Annotated in this window: 16 protein-coding genes; 15 read left to right on the top strand and 1 reads right to left on the bottom strand. The window is 57.4% G+C overall.

Going from position 1 to position 18,836, the window contains the following annotated elements; translation table 11 throughout:
* The first annotated feature begins 6 nt into the window (after positions 1 to 6).
* Genes AC2FIS_RS22350 through AC2FIS_RS22325 form a run of 6 tightly spaced genes read left to right on the top strand, consistent with a single transcriptional unit; the run spans position 7 to position 4,739 of the window.
* Positions 7 to 2,037: a TonB-dependent receptor domain-containing protein gene (locus tag AC2FIS_RS22350; protein WP_496775502.1), complete on the top strand. Its 2,031-nt coding sequence runs from the start codon at positions 7 to 9 to the stop codon at positions 2,035 to 2,037.
* 20 nt (positions 2,038 to 2,057) lie between these two features.
* Positions 2,058 to 2,504, top strand: coding sequence for a hypothetical protein (locus AC2FIS_RS22345; protein WP_109313888.1), 447 nt, complete (start codon positions 2,058 to 2,060; stop codon positions 2,502 to 2,504).
* A 28-nt stretch (positions 2,505 to 2,532) separates the two neighbouring features.
* On the top strand, positions 2,533 to 3,177 hold the full coding sequence (locus tag AC2FIS_RS22340) for a MotA/TolQ/ExbB proton channel family protein (protein WP_496775501.1): 645 nt from the start codon (positions 2,533 to 2,535) through the stop codon (positions 3,175 to 3,177).
* Positions 3,167 to 3,538, top strand: coding sequence for a biopolymer transporter ExbD (locus AC2FIS_RS22335; RefSeq protein WP_496775500.1), 372 nt, complete (start codon positions 3,167 to 3,169; stop codon positions 3,536 to 3,538). The genes AC2FIS_RS22340 and AC2FIS_RS22335 overlap by 11 nt, the downstream gene beginning before the upstream one ends.
* Entirely contained in the window at positions 3,535 to 3,930 is a 396-nt protein-coding gene (locus AC2FIS_RS22330; RefSeq protein WP_282154210.1) for an ExbD/TolR family protein, read from the top strand. The genes AC2FIS_RS22335 and AC2FIS_RS22330 overlap by 4 nt, the downstream gene beginning before the upstream one ends.
* Positions 3,927 to 4,739, top strand: a complete 813-nt coding sequence (locus AC2FIS_RS22325; protein WP_496775499.1) for a TonB family protein — start codon at positions 3,927 to 3,929, stop codon at positions 4,737 to 4,739. Before AC2FIS_RS22330 ends, AC2FIS_RS22325 begins: the two co-directional genes overlap by 4 nt.
* 20 nt (positions 4,740 to 4,759) lie before the next feature.
* Here AC2FIS_RS22325 and AC2FIS_RS22320 read toward each other — a convergent pair whose 3' ends face one another.
* The gene (locus AC2FIS_RS22320) at positions 4,760 to 5,542 is read right to left on the bottom strand and encodes a FadR/GntR family transcriptional regulator (RefSeq protein WP_496775498.1); all 783 of its coding nucleotides are present in this window, start codon (positions 5,540 to 5,542) and stop codon (positions 4,760 to 4,762) included.
* Positions 5,543 to 5,893: 351 nt separating this feature from the next.
* Between AC2FIS_RS22320 and AC2FIS_RS22315 the strand changes: the two genes are divergently transcribed.
* The 9 genes from AC2FIS_RS22315 to AC2FIS_RS22275 all read left to right on the top strand — a co-directional run.
* On the top strand, positions 5,894 to 6,943 hold the full coding sequence (locus tag AC2FIS_RS22315) for a TRAP transporter substrate-binding protein (RefSeq protein ID WP_496754541.1): 1,050 nt from the start codon (positions 5,894 to 5,896) through the stop codon (positions 6,941 to 6,943).
* 114 nt (positions 6,944 to 7,057) lie between these two features.
* Complete coding sequence (locus AC2FIS_RS22310) at positions 7,058 to 9,121, top strand: TRAP transporter large permease subunit (protein ID WP_496775497.1); 2,064 nt, start codon at positions 7,058 to 7,060, stop codon at positions 9,119 to 9,121.
* 12 nt (positions 9,122 to 9,133) lie between these two features.
* On the top strand, positions 9,134 to 10,321 hold the full coding sequence (locus AC2FIS_RS22305; protein WP_496775496.1) for an alpha-hydroxy acid oxidase: 1,188 nt from the start codon (positions 9,134 to 9,136) through the stop codon (positions 10,319 to 10,321).
* Complete coding sequence (dld, locus tag AC2FIS_RS22300; RefSeq protein ID WP_496775495.1) at positions 10,318 to 12,015, top strand: D-lactate dehydrogenase; 1,698 nt, start codon at positions 10,318 to 10,320, stop codon at positions 12,013 to 12,015. The genes AC2FIS_RS22305 and dld overlap by 4 nt, the downstream gene beginning before the upstream one ends.
* Positions 12,016 to 12,250: 235 nt before the next feature.
* Positions 12,251 to 12,973: an acetoacetyl-CoA reductase gene (gene phbB, locus AC2FIS_RS22295; protein WP_496775494.1), complete on the top strand. Its 723-nt coding sequence runs from the start codon at positions 12,251 to 12,253 to the stop codon at positions 12,971 to 12,973.
* A gap of 38 nt (positions 12,974 to 13,011) precedes the next feature.
* A complete protein-coding gene (gene aceE / locus AC2FIS_RS22290) occupies positions 13,012 to 15,666 on the top strand; it encodes a pyruvate dehydrogenase (acetyl-transferring), homodimeric type (RefSeq protein WP_496775493.1) in 2,655 nt (884 codons plus the stop codon).
* Between the two features lie 27 nt (positions 15,667 to 15,693).
* On the top strand, positions 15,694 to 16,941 hold the full coding sequence (aceF, locus tag AC2FIS_RS22285) for a dihydrolipoyllysine-residue acetyltransferase (protein WP_496775492.1): 1,248 nt from the start codon (positions 15,694 to 15,696) through the stop codon (positions 16,939 to 16,941).
* Positions 16,942 to 16,952: 11 nt separating this feature from the next.
* A complete protein-coding gene (gene lpdA / locus AC2FIS_RS22280; protein ID WP_496775491.1) occupies positions 16,953 to 18,683 on the top strand; it encodes a dihydrolipoyl dehydrogenase in 1,731 nt (576 codons plus the stop codon).
* A gap of 10 nt (positions 18,684 to 18,693) precedes the next feature.
* Positions 18,694 to 18,836, top strand: a 143-nt coding sequence (locus AC2FIS_RS22275; protein ID WP_496775516.1) for a hypothetical protein, incomplete at its 3' end; no start/stop codon positions are given.

The following is an 18,836-nucleotide window of genomic DNA, read 5'->3' as shown; positions in this document are numbered from 1 at the left end:
ACAGAAATGCGTTCGCGTATTCAAAAGATGGGGTTGCTTGGTACGGTGTCGTGCCTGAGCATGGTAGCGGCTGGTGCTTCGGCGCAGGAGCAGGATGAAGGCTTCCTGGGCACGCTGGAACTGGGTGAAAGCAAACGGGAAATCCAAACGGATACTGCCGTGCCGGTCACCAATATTGATCAGGAAGAAATCAACGACCGTCAGGCCAACACCGTCGCAGAACTGATTGACACGGTGCCCGGTGTGACGCTGGTCAATGGCTCGACACCGCAAGGGTCGGGGATCAATATCCGTGGGTTCGGTGCCAACGGCACCTTTGGGACCGACCAGAAAGTGCTGATCCTTGTCGATGGGGCAACAACCGGCGCGGAAGAGCTGTATCGGATCGGCAATCAGTTGTTCACTGATCCGCAGCTATACAAAAGCGTCTCAGTCATTCGCGGCACTGTGGGGTCGTTCGAATACGGCTCGGGCGTTGTTGGCGGTGTCGTTCAGTTGGAAACCAAAGACGCGTCAGATTTCACCGGTGGTGAGCCCGGCTTCCGGTTCCGCCAAACGCTGGAAGGGTATTCCAACGGGAACGGCTTTGCCTCGTCGTCCATCCTGGCCTGGCAGCCAAACCGCCAGACCGAATTCCTGTTTAACTACACCTATCGTGATCAGGACGATCAGAAGGACGGCAATGGCGATACGATCGGTAACAGTGCCTTCACGCTGCCGTCGCTTCTGGCAAAGGGTAAATACAGCTTTGGTGACGACCTCGAACACTCGATCACCGCGTCCTATAATCAGTCGACGTCGGAAGAACGCGATGTTCCGTATGACTCATTCGGCACGACGTCGGATTCATTTGGCAACGTAGACCGCGACATCGATACAAAAATCGGCATTCTGCGGTATCAATACCGTCCGGCGGGCAACGACCTAATCGATCTGGACGTGAACCTCAGCTACTCGGAGCAGGAGATTGACAGCTCTTACGTGCCCGGGTCCTCAAGCCTGGAAGGAACGCCATTCTTCCCAAGCATTCGTGGGCTGGCTGACGCGACGCACAACTATGAAACCACGAAGCTGACGATCAAGAATACGTCGTACTTCCAAACCGGCGTCGCCTCGCACGACCTGCGCGCCGGGATCGAATTCATCAATCGCGAGCGTCTGGACGCGCCCTCGGCCCCCGGTGGCACCGACCGACGTGTCGCACTGTTTGCCGTGGACGATATCCAGATCGGCGATCAGCTGACCATCACTCCGGCGATCCGGTACGAGACGCAGGACATCAAAGGCGACGGTGATGCACCGGCTCCGCGCAATGAAAGCTATGACAACAACGCGCTGATGGGCGGTTTGTCTGCAAGGTACGAATTCGCCAGCGGCTTTGCCGTGTTCGGCAGTGGGGCATACACGGAAAACCTGCCAATCATCGACGATCTTGGCACGCCAGCATACATGACGCAGCCTGAAAAGTCGCGCACATGGGAAGCGGGCTTCTCGTATAACCGTGGCGATGTTTTTGCTGCGGGTGATGTGGTTCGTGCCAAGGTCAATTTCTATAAGACAGATCTTTGGGACATCACGTCTTATGTATCGGGCAGTCCTTCCCGCCCACTGCAGGAAGTTGAAACCAAGGGCGTTGAAATCGAGGCATCTTATGCCAGCGCGGCTGGATACTATGTCGACTTCAACGCAAACATCGTCAAAGGGACTGAAACCAGCTCGCTTGGCGTGGACTCACCATGGCGGAACGAGCCGACAGACTCGGCGCGGGTAACAGTCGGCAAACGCTTTGGCGAAACTCTGGACGTCAGCTGGGAGCTGTTCGGCGCCAAATCCGGCACCGACTCAAGCGGAGATCCGGTTGCTGGCTACGGCGTGAACACCCTGCGTGCGACCTATCTGCCGCAGGAAGGCGCGTTTCAAGGTTTCGAAGTTCGCGCAGGTGTCGAGAACATCTTTGACAAGAACTATCTGCCGAACCTTTCGACCCGCAACTCACCGGGCCGGAACTTCAAGCTGACCCTGGCCAAAACCTTCTGATCCACACGAAAGGACCAGTCATGCAGACAACAATCAAAAGAAATGCTCGGGTGGTCCTGCTGACCCTGCTCCCAGTTTTGGGGGCAGGGATTGCCAGCGCAGAGGAAACGCAAAAACCCAGCGGCGTATCAATCGAACTCAGCAGTGCCGAGACAAAGGGCGAAAGCTGTTTGCTGAGCTTTGTCGCTGAAAATACCTATGGCATCGATATCGATGGCGCGGTTTATGAGACCGTTCTTTTCGGCGCTGAAGGTCAGGTGGCCCTTCTGACACTACTTGATTTTGCCGAATTGCCTGCGGGCAAGCCCCGTGTGCGGCAGTTCCAGTTCAACGACATGGCTTGCGATCAGATCAGCCGAATACTGATCAACGGCGTGCAGGAATGCGTGACACAATCTGACATGGCCGATGCCTGCATGTCCGGGCTTACGCTCACAAGTCGCCTTGAAACGGAAGTGATCGGGTGAGGTTATGGACGCAGTTATAAGAAAAGTAATGGAAATTCTGGAATTGGGCGGGCCGGTTGTTGCCATCCTGATCGTGACCTCAATCGCAACACTTTCGTTGGTTCTGTACAAGCTGTGGCAGTTTCGCGTCGCAGGTGTCGGTCGTCATATTGAGCTTTCGCGCGCCATTCAGGCCTGGGATCGCAGGGACCTTGCCGAGACAACGGCGCATCTGGGCAATAGCCGCAGCTACTTGGCCCCGGTGATCGCGATGGCTTTGTCTGGAGAGGATCGCACCTTGTCAGAACGTACCGACGCCGAGGCCGAAGCGCGGTTTGCCCAACTTGAGCAAGGGTTCAACGTCTTGGATATGGTCGCCCAACTTGCGCCGCTTCTGGGGCTTTTCGGGACCGTATTAGGCATGATCGAGGCGTTCCAAACCCTACAGGGCGCGGGCAATTCTGTTGATCCGTCGCTGCTGGCCGGTGGTATTTGGGTGGCCCTGTTGACGACCGCTGCCGGCCTTGCGGTCGCTATGCCGACATCAATGGTCCTGACGTGGTTCGAGGCACGCATGAACCGAGAGCGTACCTTTGCCAACCGCGCTTTGAGAACCGTGTTTGCACCGGGCTATGCTGAGGACGCGCCGGTGGCTGATCAAACCCCGCAACAGGTTTTCGCCCATGGCACTTAACGTCCGCAGAAGACGGCGCAGGCGCTTGTCGATGACGTCCTTGATTGACGTCATCTTTCTGCTGTTGCTGTTCTTTATGCTGACGTCGACGTTCTCCAAGTATGGCGAAATCGAATTTGCCACCGCCGCTGCCGGAGGTGCGGAAACGGACCAGGTGATCCGCTTTGTCAAACTTGAGGCAGACCGTATTTTGGTGGATGGAATTCCTGCTACATTCGAGGACGTTGCCGCGAGGATGGAGGGCGGCAAACCTCAGACCGCCCTTATCAGTCTTGGACAGAATGCGACTTCGCAACAGCTGATTGATCTGCTTTCGGTGCTGAAAGGCATCGACCATTTGCGCGCACAGGTGATCGGATGATTCAACTCAAACGCAAGGCAAAACAGGGTCGAGAACCAACGATCGCACTGATCAATGTCGTCTTTCTGATGCTCATCTTTTTCATGATCGCAGGCACGCTTGCACCGCCGCTGAGCAAATCGGTGAAGCTGGTGGAAACCAGTGATCTGGACGGTCGCGAGCCACCCGATGCTTTGGTCATTCGCAGCGATGGTTCACTGGAGTACCGGGGCGCCGAACTGACTGGAGTTGAGGCGTATGTGGAACGCGCGTCGATCAACCTGCCGCTGGATGATGTTCGCGTTGTGCCGGACCGGGCTTTGCCTGCTGTTCGGCTGAAAGAAGTCAGTGATACCTTGCGCGGGCTGGGTGCAAAAAGGGTGTACGTGGTCACAGAAAGAGGTTTGCAATGATACCCAGATCTCGTGGCGTAGCTGTTGCGGCTTTGGCGCTGGCCGCAGCCACCCATGTTCTCGCCCTGCATGACTTTTCCGCAGGTGAACCGGTGCTTGTCGAGGGTGGCGGGTCGGGCGAGGTTGCTGCGCTGGGGGATGCATTCAAGGATTATGTGACCGGGGCCACGGCCTCGGCACCCGCTACTGCACATCAACCGACCGTCGCACCGACACAGCAACAAACTGCGGTCAGCCCAACCTCTCAGGCTCGGGCGTCAGTTCCCAGGGCGATCAAGCATACTGTCGCCGACAGCAAAGCGGCCGTCGCGGTGACCCATCGACAAGCATCCGCCGAAGCGCAAGAAGCAGCGCCGTCAGAGACCGAAGCCGTCGCGAAAACCCCAGCAGTGAAACCGGCGGACCCAACCGAACAAAAGGTCGATCAGGTTGCGTCGCAGGCAGGAAATTCTGAAAAGAGCGCCAGAAAAGGCAATGCATCGGGAAAAACCAGCAAAGGCGCTGCGACGGCCAAAAAGACAAGTTCCATAACGGCCGGGCAGGGTAACGCTGAGGTCAGCAATTACAGAGGGCACGTAATGCGCAAGATCACCCGTGCCCGGCGTAAGAACGTCAATATTCGTGGTGCGGTGTTGGTGAGTTTTCGGATTGGCGACAATGGGGCGCTTGTAAGTGTCACCGTCAAGCGCAGCTCGGGGTCGAAACGACTGGATCAGGTGGCACTTGCGCAGGTACGCGCGGCAGCGCCGTTTCAGCCACCACCAGCCGCAGCCCGTCGTGATTACATGATTGAGATCGTTGGAAAGTAAGAACGACTTGCGCTGCCCGATCAGAGTTTTGAATCAGACAGAAGGCGGCGCTTTTCGGCCATTGCCTCACGGCGGCGTCTTTCAATGCCCAGCTTGAAGGACTCTTCAACGAAGTCGATGTGGTCATACGCAGCCTTTTCTGCGCGTGCTTCGTCGCCTGCGATGACCGCCATTCCCAGTTCGCGATGCTGCTCCATCAACAACTTGCCCGTGCCGTCGATGGTCTTCAGAAAATCACGATTGTAGAACACGCCTTGCCGTGTGAGTTCGTAGATAGACGCCATCATGTGGATGAGCGTCGCGTTTTGGCTGGCGTCCACAATTGCGGCGTGCAGCGCAAAATCAGCCTCGCGCGATGCAAGTGCATCCTTCTCGCGCCAGGCGCGTTCATCCTCGGCCAGGATATCCGTGATACGTTCCTTATCCGCTTTGGTCGCCCGTCGCGCGGCGAGTTTGGCGGCAAAGCCTTCCTGTTCACGCCTGTATTCGAGGTAATCGAAAAAAGCGGGCTCATGGCGTTCGTACAGTGCCAACAGGGCGGGGAGCATGGCGCTGCCCGTCAACGCAGCTACGAAAGTGCCTTCACCATGCTGTGTCGTCACCAGGCCCCGCTCTTCAAGAACCGCCAGCGCCTCACGCAGTTTGGGGCGAGATACACGAAGGGTATCCGCCAGATCGCGTTCCGATGGCAGTTTGCGACCCTGCTTGAGGATGCCCGAAGCAATCAGGTCTTCAATCTGAGCCACCACTGCTTCCGAGAGTGATTCGTGCCCGATCGGTTCGAAAATTGCTGTCGTGTTCATCGTGGTTTACCTTTCTGAAGAAGATTCAGAACCCATTTGGTAAAGAAAAGTAACCTTGGATTGTATGTTTTTCAATGGCTGACTTAGCGGGTCGATTTCTCGGATATTCTGGTTCTCAACTAACTAACAGTAAACAAAAAACTCCGAAACACTTGCCCGATTACCTTCAGTGCCGGTCTTCTTAAGTTTAGGCGGTCTGGGTCGTTTCTAGGCAAATAGCAATCGAACCATTGGTAAATAAAGTTGTTGACTGAATTGTGTGGTCAACTTTATTTACCAGTATGGACGCAGGAAGATCTCGCGTCACAAAATCATCGGACGCCATGTCCGACCGACCCCGGAGGAGAATTCATGAAAAAGACCCTGACGAGCCTTGCCGTGGCTGCCAGCCTGATGGCGGCACCTGCGGTTGCTGCTGACAAACTGCTGCTGAAAACCCCGATTGCTTTCTCGACCGAGCTTCCAGGGTTGGGTTCCCCGATCCCTCGTGTTGCCGAGCAGCTTGACCTGATGTCTGGCGGCACACTGAAGATGAAGGTCTATGAGCCGGGCAAACTGGTACCGCCGTTCGAAATTCTGGATGCCGTGTCGACCGGCAAGATTAACTCGGGCTACACCACTGCTGGTTACTGGGCAGGTAAAATCCCGGCTGCGCCGCTGTTCTCGGCCGTTCCGTTTGGCCCTGAGGCGGGCGAATACATGGCGTGGCTGTATTACGGCAACGGAATGTCGCTGTACCAAGAGATGTATGATCAGGCGGGATACAACGTCCACGTCATCCCCTGCGCGGTTATCGCCCCTGAAACGTCGGGCTGGTTCGCGACCGAGATCAACACCCCTGAAGATCTGAGTGGCCTCAAGATGCGCTTCTTCGGTCTGGGTGGAAAAGTCATGCAGAAACTGGGCGTGGCGACCTCGCTGCTGCCGGGTGGTGAAATCTTCCCTGCGCTTGAAAAAGGCGCCATTGATGCGACTGAATTCTCGATGCCTGCCATCGACGCGCGTCTGGGCTTTCACAAACTGGTCAAGTTCAACTATTTCCCCGGCTGGCATCAGCAGGCGACCGTGTTCGAGCTGATGATCAACAAGGACGTCTGGAACGAGACCAGCGAGCAGCATAAGGCTATCATCGAAAACGCTTGTAAGGCATCGATGGCCGACAGTTTTGCCGAAGGTGAGGCCATCCAGCACGCGGCCCTGATCGACAACGTTGAAAACAACGGCGTCACCATCAAGCAATGGTCGCCTGAGATGCTGGATACCTTCCGTGCCACCTGGGATGAGGTTGCTGCCGAGGAGGCCGCCAACGATGCCTTCTTTGCTAAGGTTCTGTCCGACATGAACGAGTTCCGCGACGGCTACTCCCTGTGGAAAACCAACGCGTTCCTCCCCCGTCAGTAACCCGACTTGCTGACGCGTCCGGGGCAGGGGCAACTCTGCCTCGGACATTATCAGGATTTCAAACCTGCATTCCCTTGACCGCGCTAGCGCCGGTCAACTGAGCGAGGATTACCCATGGCCACGCAAAAGAACCTCAATGATCCGGTCGAAGCCTATGAAGGCATCCTGGAACATCCTGACACCGACCGTCAGAAGATCGCCGTTGCTATTGATACAGGTGTCAAAGCCGTCGGGCACGTAGTGATGTGGGCCAATGTCCTGTTGATGGCCGCGATCTTCAGTCAGGTTTCGCTGCGCTATCTGTTCAGCCAGAACTATCCCAAACTGGACGAGATCCAGTGGCACTTTTACGGCATCGTCACGATGATCGGCATTTCCTATGCCTTGATCACGGACAGCCATGTTCGCGTCGATGTCCTGCACATGCAGCTTTCTCGCCGGGCGCAGCGTGTGATCGAAGTGATCGGCATCCTGACCCTGCTGACTCCATTCATCTATCTGATGATCGACCAAGGGTATGATTATTTCTACGAAAGCTTCCGCGTCAGCGAGCGCTCGGACAGCCCCACAGGTCTGCCTGCGCGCTGGGCCTTCAAGGCGGTCATTCCGTTCAGTTTTGTTCTGCTGGGCTTGGCCGCGCTGGCGCGATTGATCCATGACGGGCATGCGCTGATGTACGGGCCGGCGTCAGAGCGCGAAGGTGCGCCTTTGCGTCGGATCCTGTTGGTGCTGGCCGTATTTGCCGCGGTCTGTATTGGCCTGACCTTCCTGGTTGAAACGACTGAGGAAAAGCTGGTCATCGCGATGTTCCTGACATTCATTGCGCTGCTTTTCACCGGGTATCCGGTGGCCTGGGTTCTGGCGGGTGTGGGCGTTGCCTATTGTGGGCTGGCCTACCTGTTTGACAACGATCTGATGCTTTGGACCGGACTTGAGAGTACCTTTACCGGGCTCGATTACCTGACCCTTGGCGCTGTGGTGAACCGGGTCTACGCGACCATGTCCAACGCGGTTCTGGTTGCGCTGCCGATGTTCATCTTTATGGGCCTGATGCTGGACGAAAGCGGCGTGGCCGAGCGTCTGATGTCCTCGATGCAGCGCCTATTTGGTACGGTGCGTGGGGGATTGGCCATCACCGTAACCCTGATCGGCATCATTCTGGCAGCCTCTACGGGCATCATCGGTGCTTCCGTTGTGCTGCTGGGCGTTCTGTCACTGCCGTCGATGATGCAGCAGAAGTATCAGCCCACCTTGGCCGCTGGGGTGGTTTCAGCCTCTGGCACGCTGGGCATCCTGATCCCGCCATCGATCATGCTGGTGATCATGGCAGATCAGATGGCTTTGTCTGTTGGCGATCTGTTTATGGCCGCGGTCTTCCCGGGGGTCATCATCGGTGGCCTCTACCTGACTTACATCTTTATCCTCGCCTTGGTGAAACGCGATGCGGCACCAGTGCCCGAGGGTGCAAAAGCCCCCGATTGGGCCGCCGTCAAGGACGTGCTGTTTGCCGTCATCCCAACCCTGTTGCTTATCCTTGCGGTACTGGGTTCGATCTTTGCCGGGCTGACGACGCCAACCGAGGCTTCGGGCATCGGTGCACTGGGTGCCACGCTGCTCGCGCTGGGCTATCGCAAGCTGACATTCGCCAAGCTGTGGAATGTGCTGGTTTCGACCTTCAACACGACCGCCTACATCTTCGCAATCTTCCTGGGCGCGACCGTGTTTTCGTATGTCCTACGAGAACTGGGCGGAGATGAGTTGATCGAACACGTGGTGCAGTCCACTGGCTTTGGTGCGAATGGCACGATCCTCTTCATCCTGTTCATCGTCTTCCTGCTGGGTTTTGTTCTGGACTGGATCGAAATCACGCTGATCGTGCTGCCGCTGATGCGCCCCATCGTGAACGGTCTGGGCATCGATATTCCCGGATTTGGAGTACTGGATGAACCGGCGCTTGTGTGGTTTGTGATCCTGGTGGCGGTTACGCTGCAAACCAGCTTCCTAACCCCACCCGTTGGTTTTGCCTTGTTCTATCTCAAGGGCGTCTGCCCGCCCGAGATCAAACTGACGCATATCTACAAGGGAATCATCCCCTTTGTCCTGCTGCAATTGACCGGACTGGCGCTTGTATTCCTGTGGCCCACACTTGCCACCTGGTTGCCATCCGTCGCCTATTAAGGAGGAAGAGTCATGCGTCTGAAGGACTGTCATAACTTTCAGGATTTCCGCAGATTGGCCAAGCGCCGCCTGCCGGGGCCGATCTTCAACTATATTGACGGCGGCGCGGATGATGAGGTGACTTACCGCGAAAACACACGGACGTTTGATCGGTGTGATCTGCTGCCATCGGTCCTGCGTGGGGTGACGGACGTGGACATGTCGGTCACCGTGATGGGGCAAAAGCTGGATATGCCGATTTATTGCTCGCCGACGGCTTTGCAGCGCCTTTTCCACCATCAAGGGGAACGTGCTGTGGCAGCGGCCGCCGAGAAATATGGCACCATGTTCGGTGTGTCGTCGCTGGGCACCGTGTCCATGGAAGAATTGCGCCAGAAGCATAAGAACCCGCAGGTCTATCAGTTCTACTTTCACAAGGATCGCGGCCTGAACTCTGCCATGATGCAGCGCGCCAAAGAGGCTGGCGTCGAGGTCATGATGCTGACCGTCGACAGCATCACCGGCGGCAATCGCGAACGGGACCTGCGCACAGGCTTTTCAATCCCGTTTCGCCTGACTTTGGGCGGTATGATCCAATTCGCGATCAAGCCGATGTGGGGCATCAACTATGTCACGCATGAAAGGTTCCGCCTGCCGCAATTGGACGAACATGTGGATATGGGCGGCGGCGCCAGTTCGATCGGTGGCTACTTCACTGACATGTTGGACCCGTCGATGGACTGGGATGATGTGGCCAAGATGGTGCGAGAGTGGGATGGCCAGTTCTGCCTCAAAGGTATCATGACAGTCGAGGACGCACGCCGTGCGGCTGAGATCGGGTGTACCGGCATCATCCTGTCGAACCACGGCGGTCGCCAGTTGGACGGCTCGCGTACGCCGTTTGATCAGTTGGCCGAGATTGTGGATGCCGTCGGCGACAAGCTGGACGTGATGATGGACAGCGGAATTCAGCGCGGAACCCATGTGCTCAAGGCGTTATCGCTTGGGGCCAAGGCGGTCGGGGTAGGGCGGCACTATCTGTATCCATTGGCTGCCGCTGGTCAGCCGGGCGTCGAACGGGCGCTGGGATTGATGCGGGCCGAGATCGAGCGCGACATGAAGCTGATGGGCGTAACGCGGATCGACCAACTGTCGCGCACCAACCTGCGCTTCCGGGACACAGCGACCAGTCCTGGCGATGCGCATCGGAACGCGGCATGATCAACGAAGCCCTCATAACCAAATTTCGCGCCATCGTCGGCGCCCGTAATGTGCTAAAAGGCGCACGCGCGACCGAGCGGTTCCGCCGCGGGTTCAGATCGGGTGAGGGCAAGGCACTCTGCGTCGTTCGACCCGGTGCTTTGCTGGAGCTGTGGAACGTTCTGCAGGCCTGCGTCGCCGCCGACAAGATCGTCATCATGCAGGCGTCCAATACTGGCCTGACCGAAGGGTCTACACCCAAAGGCGGTTACGACCGTGACGTTGTGCTGATTAATGTCAGTCGTATGAAAGCCCTGCACCTTTTGCAGGACGGTCAGCAGGTTCTTAGCCTGCCGGGCGCGTCTCTGTTTGAATTGGAGAAGCAGCTAAGGCCACTGGGGCGAACACCGCATTCGGTAATCGGGTCCTCCAGCATTGGGGCCTCGATCGTGGGTGGGGTTTGCAACAATTCCGGCGGGTCGCTTTGCGAGCGTGGGCCCAGCTATACCGAGCTTGCTCTTTTCGCCCAGATCGCCGCGGATGGGACGCTGAAACTGGTGAACCATCTGGGACTGGATTTGGGCGACACTCCAGAGGAAATCCTGACCCGGGTTGAAGCCGGGGATTTCGACAAGGATGCCCCGACACCTCAGGGTCGCAATGCGTCGGACCCGGATTACACTGCGATCCTGCGCGATGTCGATGCGGACACGCCCTCGCGTTACAACAATGATTGTCGGTTGTTGTACGATGCCTCTGGCTGTGCCGGAAAACTGGCGGTATTCGCAGTGCGGCTTGATACCTTCCCGACCTATGAGCGTGAGCAGGTCTTTTACATCGGTACAAACGACCCTGCTGACCTTACCGACCTACGTCGCCACATCCTGACGCATTTCAAAACACTGCCAGTTTCAGCCGAATACGTTCATCGCGAGTGTTTCGACATCGCTGCGAAATACGGCAAGGACACTCTGGTGATGATCGACAAGCTGGGGACCGACCGGCTGCCGTTGTTCTTTGCCTTAAAAGGCGCGGTGGACTCACGTCTGAACAAGTTTTCTTTGACCCGGGGCTTCACCGACAAGTTCATGCAGGTTGTTGCAAAGCTTTGGCCCGAGCATCTGCCGAAGTTCCTGTATGAGTATCGTGACAGTTATGAACACCACCTCATCTTGAAAATGCATGACAGCGGTATCGAAGAGGCGGCGGCGTTTCTTCCCGAATTCTTTGGTTCCCGCAGCGCCGAATTTGTCACCTGCACCCCGCGTGAGGCCAAGATCGCCGGGTTGCATCGATTTGCTGCTGCGGGTGCCGCCGTGCGGTATGGCCACGTCCATTCAGACGAAGTCGAAGAGATACTGGCGCTGGATATCGCGCTGCGTCGCAATGATCGTGATTGGTTCGAAACGCTGCCGCCTGAGATCAACGATCAGTTGGTTGGCAAAGTCTATTACGGCCACTTGATGTGCCACGTGATGCACCAGGATTACATCGTCAAAAAGGGATGCGATCCAAGGGCGATCAAGACTGCGATGCTTCGGATCCTTGATGAGCGCGGGGCCGAATATCCGGCCGAGCACAATGTCGGCCACCTCTACAAGGCCAAGCCGGATCTGGCGGCGCATTACAGGCGCTGCGATCCAACTAATTCCTTTAACCCCGGGATCGGTAAAATGTCGAAGTTCCGGGATTACGTTGGTGACACGCCCCGGTGACCCTGGTCGCAATCGCGTGCCGTCTTTTGCGTGTTGACCGTGAGTGGTTGCGTAAACACTCCGATAACTCTTTGTTAAGGCTGTATTTTCAATGTGAAATTTCAGGTAGTTTAACGTTAAACCTTTCCTGAAACGCATAGCTGCTATTCCGCTCAGGCCTATCCGGTGGTAAAAAATTACGCTACGTAACACTGCAAGTTAGGTCAAAGTCACTGACTAATTGGAGGGATTAGAGATGACACGAACTGCACTCGTAACCGGTGGTAGCCGGGGTATCGGCGAAGCGATTTCCAGAAAGTTGAAAGCTGAAGGATATACTGTTGCCGCGATCTTTGCCGGCAATGACGAAAAGGCGGCTGCTTTCACCGCCGAGACCGGCATCAAAACCTATAAATGGAATGTCGCAGATTACGAAGCCTCGGCCGCTGGGATCGCGCAGGTCGAGGCCGAGATTGGATCGATCGATATTGTGGTCGCCAACGCCGGGATTACCCGCGACGCGCCGTTCCACAAGATGACGCCCCAGCAGTGGAAAGATGTCATAGACACCAACCTGACCGGCGTTTTCAACACCATCCACCCAATCTGGCCCGGTATGCGCGAGCGTAAGTTCGGCCGTGTCATTGTCATCAGTTCTATCAACGGCCAAAAAGGCCAGTTTGCGCAAGCCAACTATGCCGCCACCAAGGCGGGTGATCTGGGAATCGTCAAATCTCTGGCACAGGAAGGCGCGCGCGCAGGCATTACCGCAAACGCCATCTGCCCCGGCTATATCGCCACTGAGATGGTCATGGCCGTGCCTGAAAAGGTCCGCGAGGCCATTATCGGCCAAATCCCGGCGGGACGGCTGGGCGAACCCGAGGAAATCGCCCGCTGTGTAGCCTTCCTGGCCTCGGATGACGCCGGGTTTGTCAACGGCTCAACGATTTCTGTCAACGGCGCACAATTCTTCGTCTGACACTCCACCGGACACAGTTTGAGAAAGGAACCTGCCCAATGAAAGACCTCGAACCCGATATCGACCCGGTAGAAAGTCAGGAATGGCAGGACGCCATTGAAGACGTGATTGAACGGGACGGTGCGAACCGTGCGCATTTCCTGTTGGACAAGGCCGTGCAAAAGGCCCGCGCCGCCGGGGCGACGCTGCCGTTTTCGGCTACGACGCCCTATCAGAACACCATCCCGGTTGATGATCAGTACGCCTTTCCCGGCGATCCTGAGATGGAGTGGCGGATCCGTACGATCAACCGCTGGAACGCCATGGCAACCGTGGTTCGGCGCAACAATGTCAGCAGCGAATATGGCGGCCACATTGCCTCCTTCGCATCATCTGCCGTTATGTATGACGTGGGCCTGAACCACTTCTGGCGATCGAAATCGGCGATCCACGGCGGCGATCTGGTGTTTTTTCAGGGCCATGTGATCCCCGGCATCTATGCCCGGTCCTTCATGGAAGGGCGCATCACTGAAGAGCAGCTGGAAAACTTCCGGTCCGAGGTCGATGGCGGCGGGCTGTCCAGCTATCCGCACCCGTGGTTGATGCCGGATTACTGGCAGTTCCCGACGGTCTCGATGGGCTTGGGCCCGCTGATGGCGATCTATCAGGCGCGGTTCATGAAATACATGCACAACCGGGGTCATATCGACATGGCCGACCGTAAAGTGTGGTGCTTCCTGGGCGACGGCGAGATGGACGAACCCGAAAGCCGGGGTGCAATTGACCTGGCCGTGCGAGAAGGCCTGGATAACCTGATCTTCGTGATCAACTGCAACCTGCAGCGTCTCGACGGTCCGGTGCGCGGCAACGGTAAGATCGTGCAAGAACTTGAGGGCGACTTCCGCGGTGCGGGCTGGAACGTGATCAAGCTGCTTTGGGGTAAGGGCTGGGATCAACTGCTGGAAAAAGATACGAGCGGGCGGTTGCGTCAGTTGATGGATGAAACCGTCGATGGCGACTACCAAACGTTCAAGTCGAAAGACGGCGCTTATATCCGCGAACATTTCTTTGGGAAATACCCGGAAACCGCTGCTTTGGTCGAAGACTGGACCGACGATCAGATCTGGGCATTGCGCCGGGGCGGACATGACCCAGAAAAAGTCTATACCGCATTCAAGCGCGCGACCGAGAACGAGGGCACGCCGACCTGCCTGCTGGTGAAAACCGTCAAAGGCTACGGCATGGGCTCGGCCGGTGAGGGGCAGAACACCACCCACCAGCAAAAGAAACTGGCCGAAGATCAGTTGCGTGCGTTCCGTGATCGGTTCCAGATCCCGGTCAGTGACGAAGACCTGCCCAACGCGCCGTTTGTGTCGTTGAACAACGCACAAAAGGCTTACCTGGCCGATCGACGCAAGGCTTTGGGCGGTGAGTTCCCCAAACGCGACAGCAGCGCTCCGGCGTTGGAGATCCCCGAACTTTCCAAGTTCGAAGCTCAACTAAAGGGCACCGGTGATCGCGAGATCTCGACGACGATGGCCTTTGTCCGCATCCTGACCACGCTGTTGCGTGACAAGGGAATGGGCAAGAACGTGGTGCCGATCGTGCCGGACGAAAGCCGGACCTTTGGGATGGAGGGGCTGTTCCGCTCGGTCGGGATCTACAACCCCTCGGGTCAGAACTATACCCCTGAAGATGCTGATCAGATGATGTTCTACAAGGAAACGACCAACGGTCAGGTCCTGCAGGAAGGCATCAACGAGGCTGGCGCCATGGCCGATTGGATTGCGGCAGCGACTGCGTATTCCAATCACGGCGTCCCGATGATCCCGTTCTTCATCTACTATTCGATGTTTGGCTTCCAGCGCATCGGTGATCTGGCCTGGGCGGCTGGTGATAGTCGTGCGCGGGGCTTCATGCTGGGCGGTACGGCCGGTCGGACGACGCTGAACGGTGAAGGTCTTCAACACGAGGATGGCCACAGCCACATTCTTGCGGGCACTATCCCGAACTGCATCACCTACGATCCGACCTTCAGCTATGAAGTCGCAGTGATCATCCAGAATGGTCTGCAGCGCATGTATGGCGATCAGGAAGATATCTATTTCTACCTGACCCTGATGAACGAAAACTATACGCACCCCGATATGCCGATGGGCGCGGAAGAGGGGATCATCAAGGGGCTGTATCGGTTTCAGGAAACCAAGAAGCCAGGCAAGAAGCACGTCAACCTGATGGGCTCGGGCACCATTCTTGTGCAGGCGATGAAAGCAGCGGAATTGCTGAAGAAAGATTTCGGCGTGACGTCTGATATCTGGTCGGCCACCTCCTTCAACGAATTGGCCCGTGACGGACAGGATGCGGCACGCGCCAACCGTCTGGACCCGCTGGCAGAGGAACGCGTGCCTTACGTGACCGAACAGCTTTCAAAGGCCAAAGGTCCGATCATTGCAGCCACTGACTATATGAAGAACTACGCCGAGCAGATCCGCGCCTTTGTGCCGGGCCGCTATTCGGTGCTGGGCACGGATGGCTATGGCCGTTCGGACAGCCGGGTGAACTTGCGCCGGTTCTTCGAGGTCGATGCCAATCATATCGCGGCGGCGGCAATGGTCGATCTGTATCGCGAAGGTGCGGTGACCAAGGCCGAGCTCGAGAAGGCGCTCAAGACATATGAAATCGACGGCGACAAGCCGAACCCCCGGTTGGTTTAAACCCACGGGGCACGAGGAGACGTAGAAATGGCAATCGAAGTAACAGTCCCGGATATCGGGGATTTTGCGGATGTCCCGGTGATCGGCATCCTTGTCTCGGTCGGTGATACCGTCGCTGCCGAGGACCCGCTGATCGAATTGGAAAGCGACAAGGCCACGATGGAGGTTCCGTCGCCTGCCGCGGGTGTCATCAAGGAAATCAAAGTGTCCGAGGGCGACAACGTATCCGAGGGGGCGCTGATCCTGCTGCTCGAAGGCGAGGGGGCACCTACCGCCCCGGCCGAGGCCGCGCCCACGGTCGCACCGGCACCTGCGGCTGCCCCCGCAACAGCCACCCCGGCGGCGCCGGTGATGGACCAAGGGTTCGGCAAGGCCCATGCCTCGCCATCGGTGCGCGCCTTTGCCCGTCAGTTGGACATTGATCTGTCCAAGGTCAACGGTTCGGGCCGAAAGGGTCGTATCCTGCGCGAGGACGTCACCAAGTTCCTCAAATCCACAACTGCCTCCGCTCCGGCTGCAGCGGGCGCATCGGGTGGCATGGGCATCCCACCAATCCCGGTTGTCGATTTCTCCAAATTTGGCCCCGTCGAAGACGTGGAAATGCCGCGGATCAAAAAGCTGTCTGGTCCCGCTTTGCACCGGTCATGGCTCAACATCCCGCATGTCACCCATAATGATGAGGCCGACATCACCGAACTGGACAAATACCGCAAGGAAATGGACACGATGGCCAAGGAAGAAGGCTATCGCGTCACATTGCTGAGCTTTGTGGTCAAGGCCTCGGTCAATGCGCTGAAACAGCACTGGGAGTTCAACTCGTCAATCCATCCCGACGGCGACAAGCTGATCCGCAAATCTTACTACAATATAGGCTTTGCTGCAGACACGCCGAACGGCCTGGTTGTTCCGGTCATCAAAGATGCGGATCGTAAGGGCATTGTCGAGATCTCCAAGGATCTGATGGAACTGTCGGGCAAGGCGCGTGCAGGTGAGCTGAAATCGAACGACATGCAGGGCGCGACGTTCACGATCTCGTCGCTAGGCGGTATCGGTGGCACCCATTTCACTCCGATCGTCAACGCGCCCGAGGTGGCCATTCTAGGCCTGACCCGGTCGAAGATGGCTCCGGTCTGGAATGGCGAAGAATTCGTGCCGCGCCTGATGCAGCCCTTGTCTCTCAGCTATGACCACCGTGCCGTTGATGGCGCCTTGGCCGCGCGCTTTTGCGTCACGCTCAAGACGCTGTTGGGTGACATGCGCAAGTTGATGTGGTGAGGAGAGAACAGATGGACGTCAAAGTACCCGATATCGGCGATTTCTCCGATGTGCCCGTGATCAGCATTCTTGTGGCCGTTGGCGATACGGTCGCTGCCGAAGACCCGCTGATCGAACTGGAATCCGACAAGGCCACGATGGAGGTTCCGTCCCCCGCCGATGGCAAGGTCGTCTCGATTGCCGTTGCCGAAGGTGACAATGTCTCGGAAGGCGCGCTGATCCTGACACTGGAAGCCGCCGACAGCGCAACACCCGAAGCTGCGCCAGCCGAGGCACCCGCCGCACCGCAGGCTGTGGCCGCCACCGTCACCGCAGCCGGGCAGGGCGACGTACATGCCGAGGTGGTTGTGCTGGGCTCGGGCCCCGGTGGTTACACCGCAGCCTTCCGCGCCGCCGATCTGGGCAAAAAGGTTGTCATGATCGAGCGCAACCCGACGCTGGGCGGTGTCTGCCTGAACGTGGGCTGTATCCCTTCGAAGGCGTTGTTGCACGTGGCCAAGGTTATCACCGAGGCCGAAGAGATGGGCGCGCATGGAGTCACCTTTGGCAAGCCCAAGATTGACCTGGACGAATTGCGCGCCTTCAAGGACAGCGTTGTCGGCAAACTGACCGGCGGTTTGGACGGTTTGTCCAAGGGCCGCAAGGTCCAGATCGTGCGTGGCTACGGTCGCTTCTCGGGTCCGAACATGATTGAGGTCGTGGGCGATGACGGAATGACAACAGTTTCCTTTGACCAATGCATCATTGCGGCGGGATCTGAACCGGTTGAGCTGCCCTTTATCCCCCATGATGACGACCGCGTCATCGACTCGACCGGTGCGCTGGAACTGGCGGATGTTCCAAAGCGGATGCTGGTTCTGGGCGGTGGTATCATCGGTCTGGAAATGGCTTGCGTCTATGACGCGCTGGGCTCGAACATCACCGTCGTCGAGCTGATGGATCAGATCATTCCCGGTGCGGACAAGGATATCGTTAAACCCCTGATGACCCGCATCAAGGGCCGGTACGAAAACATCTTCCTCAAGACCAAGGTCACAGCAATTGAACCGCTGAAAAAGGGCCTCAAGGTCACGTTCGAGGATGACAAGGGCGAAAGCTTCACCGACACGTTCGACAAGGTTCTGGTGGCCGTAGGACGCAAACCCAACGGCAAACTGATCGACGCCGAGAAAGCCGGGGTCGCGGTGGATGAGCGTGGCTTTATCGCCGTGGACAACCAACTGCGCACCGGCGTGCCGCATATCTTCGCCATCGGCGATTTGGTCGGCCAGCCGATGCTGGCGCACAAGGCCGTGCACGAAGGCAAGGTTGCAGCCGAGGTTGCCGCCGGTCACAAGCGGTTCTTCGACGCGAAACTGATCCCTTCGGTCGCCTATACCGACCCGGAAGTGGCTTGGTGTGGCCTAACTGAAACCGACGCCAAGGCCAAAGGGATCAAGGTCGAAAAAGGCGTGTTCCCGTGGGCCGCGTCGGGCAAATCTCTGTCCAATGGCCGATCCGAAGGCATCACCAAGCTGCTGTTCGATCCACAGGATCAGCGCATCGTGGGTGCTTGCATCGTCGGCACCAACGCCGGTGATCTGATCTCCGAGACTGCTCTGGCCATCGAAATGGGGGCGGACGCGGTCGATCTTGGTCACACGATCCATCCCCATCCAACGCTGAGCGAGACAGTGAACTTCGCGGCAGAGATGTTCGAGGGCACGATTACCGATCTCATCCCGCCCAAGAAACGCAGCTAGGATCATGGCGATGAAGATAGGCACACCGAGAGAGAATTATGACGGTGAGAACCGTGTTGGGATGACGCCGGAGTCTGCGTTGCAGCTTCAGAAGTTGGGCTATGAATGTCTAATTGAGAAGGGTGCTGGTGCTGCGGCTGGATTTTCGGATGC

The sequence above is a fragment of the Ruegeria sp. CDSB113 genome (assembly GCF_059611045.1).
This window is presented reverse-complemented; position numbering and strand designations above follow the sequence as displayed.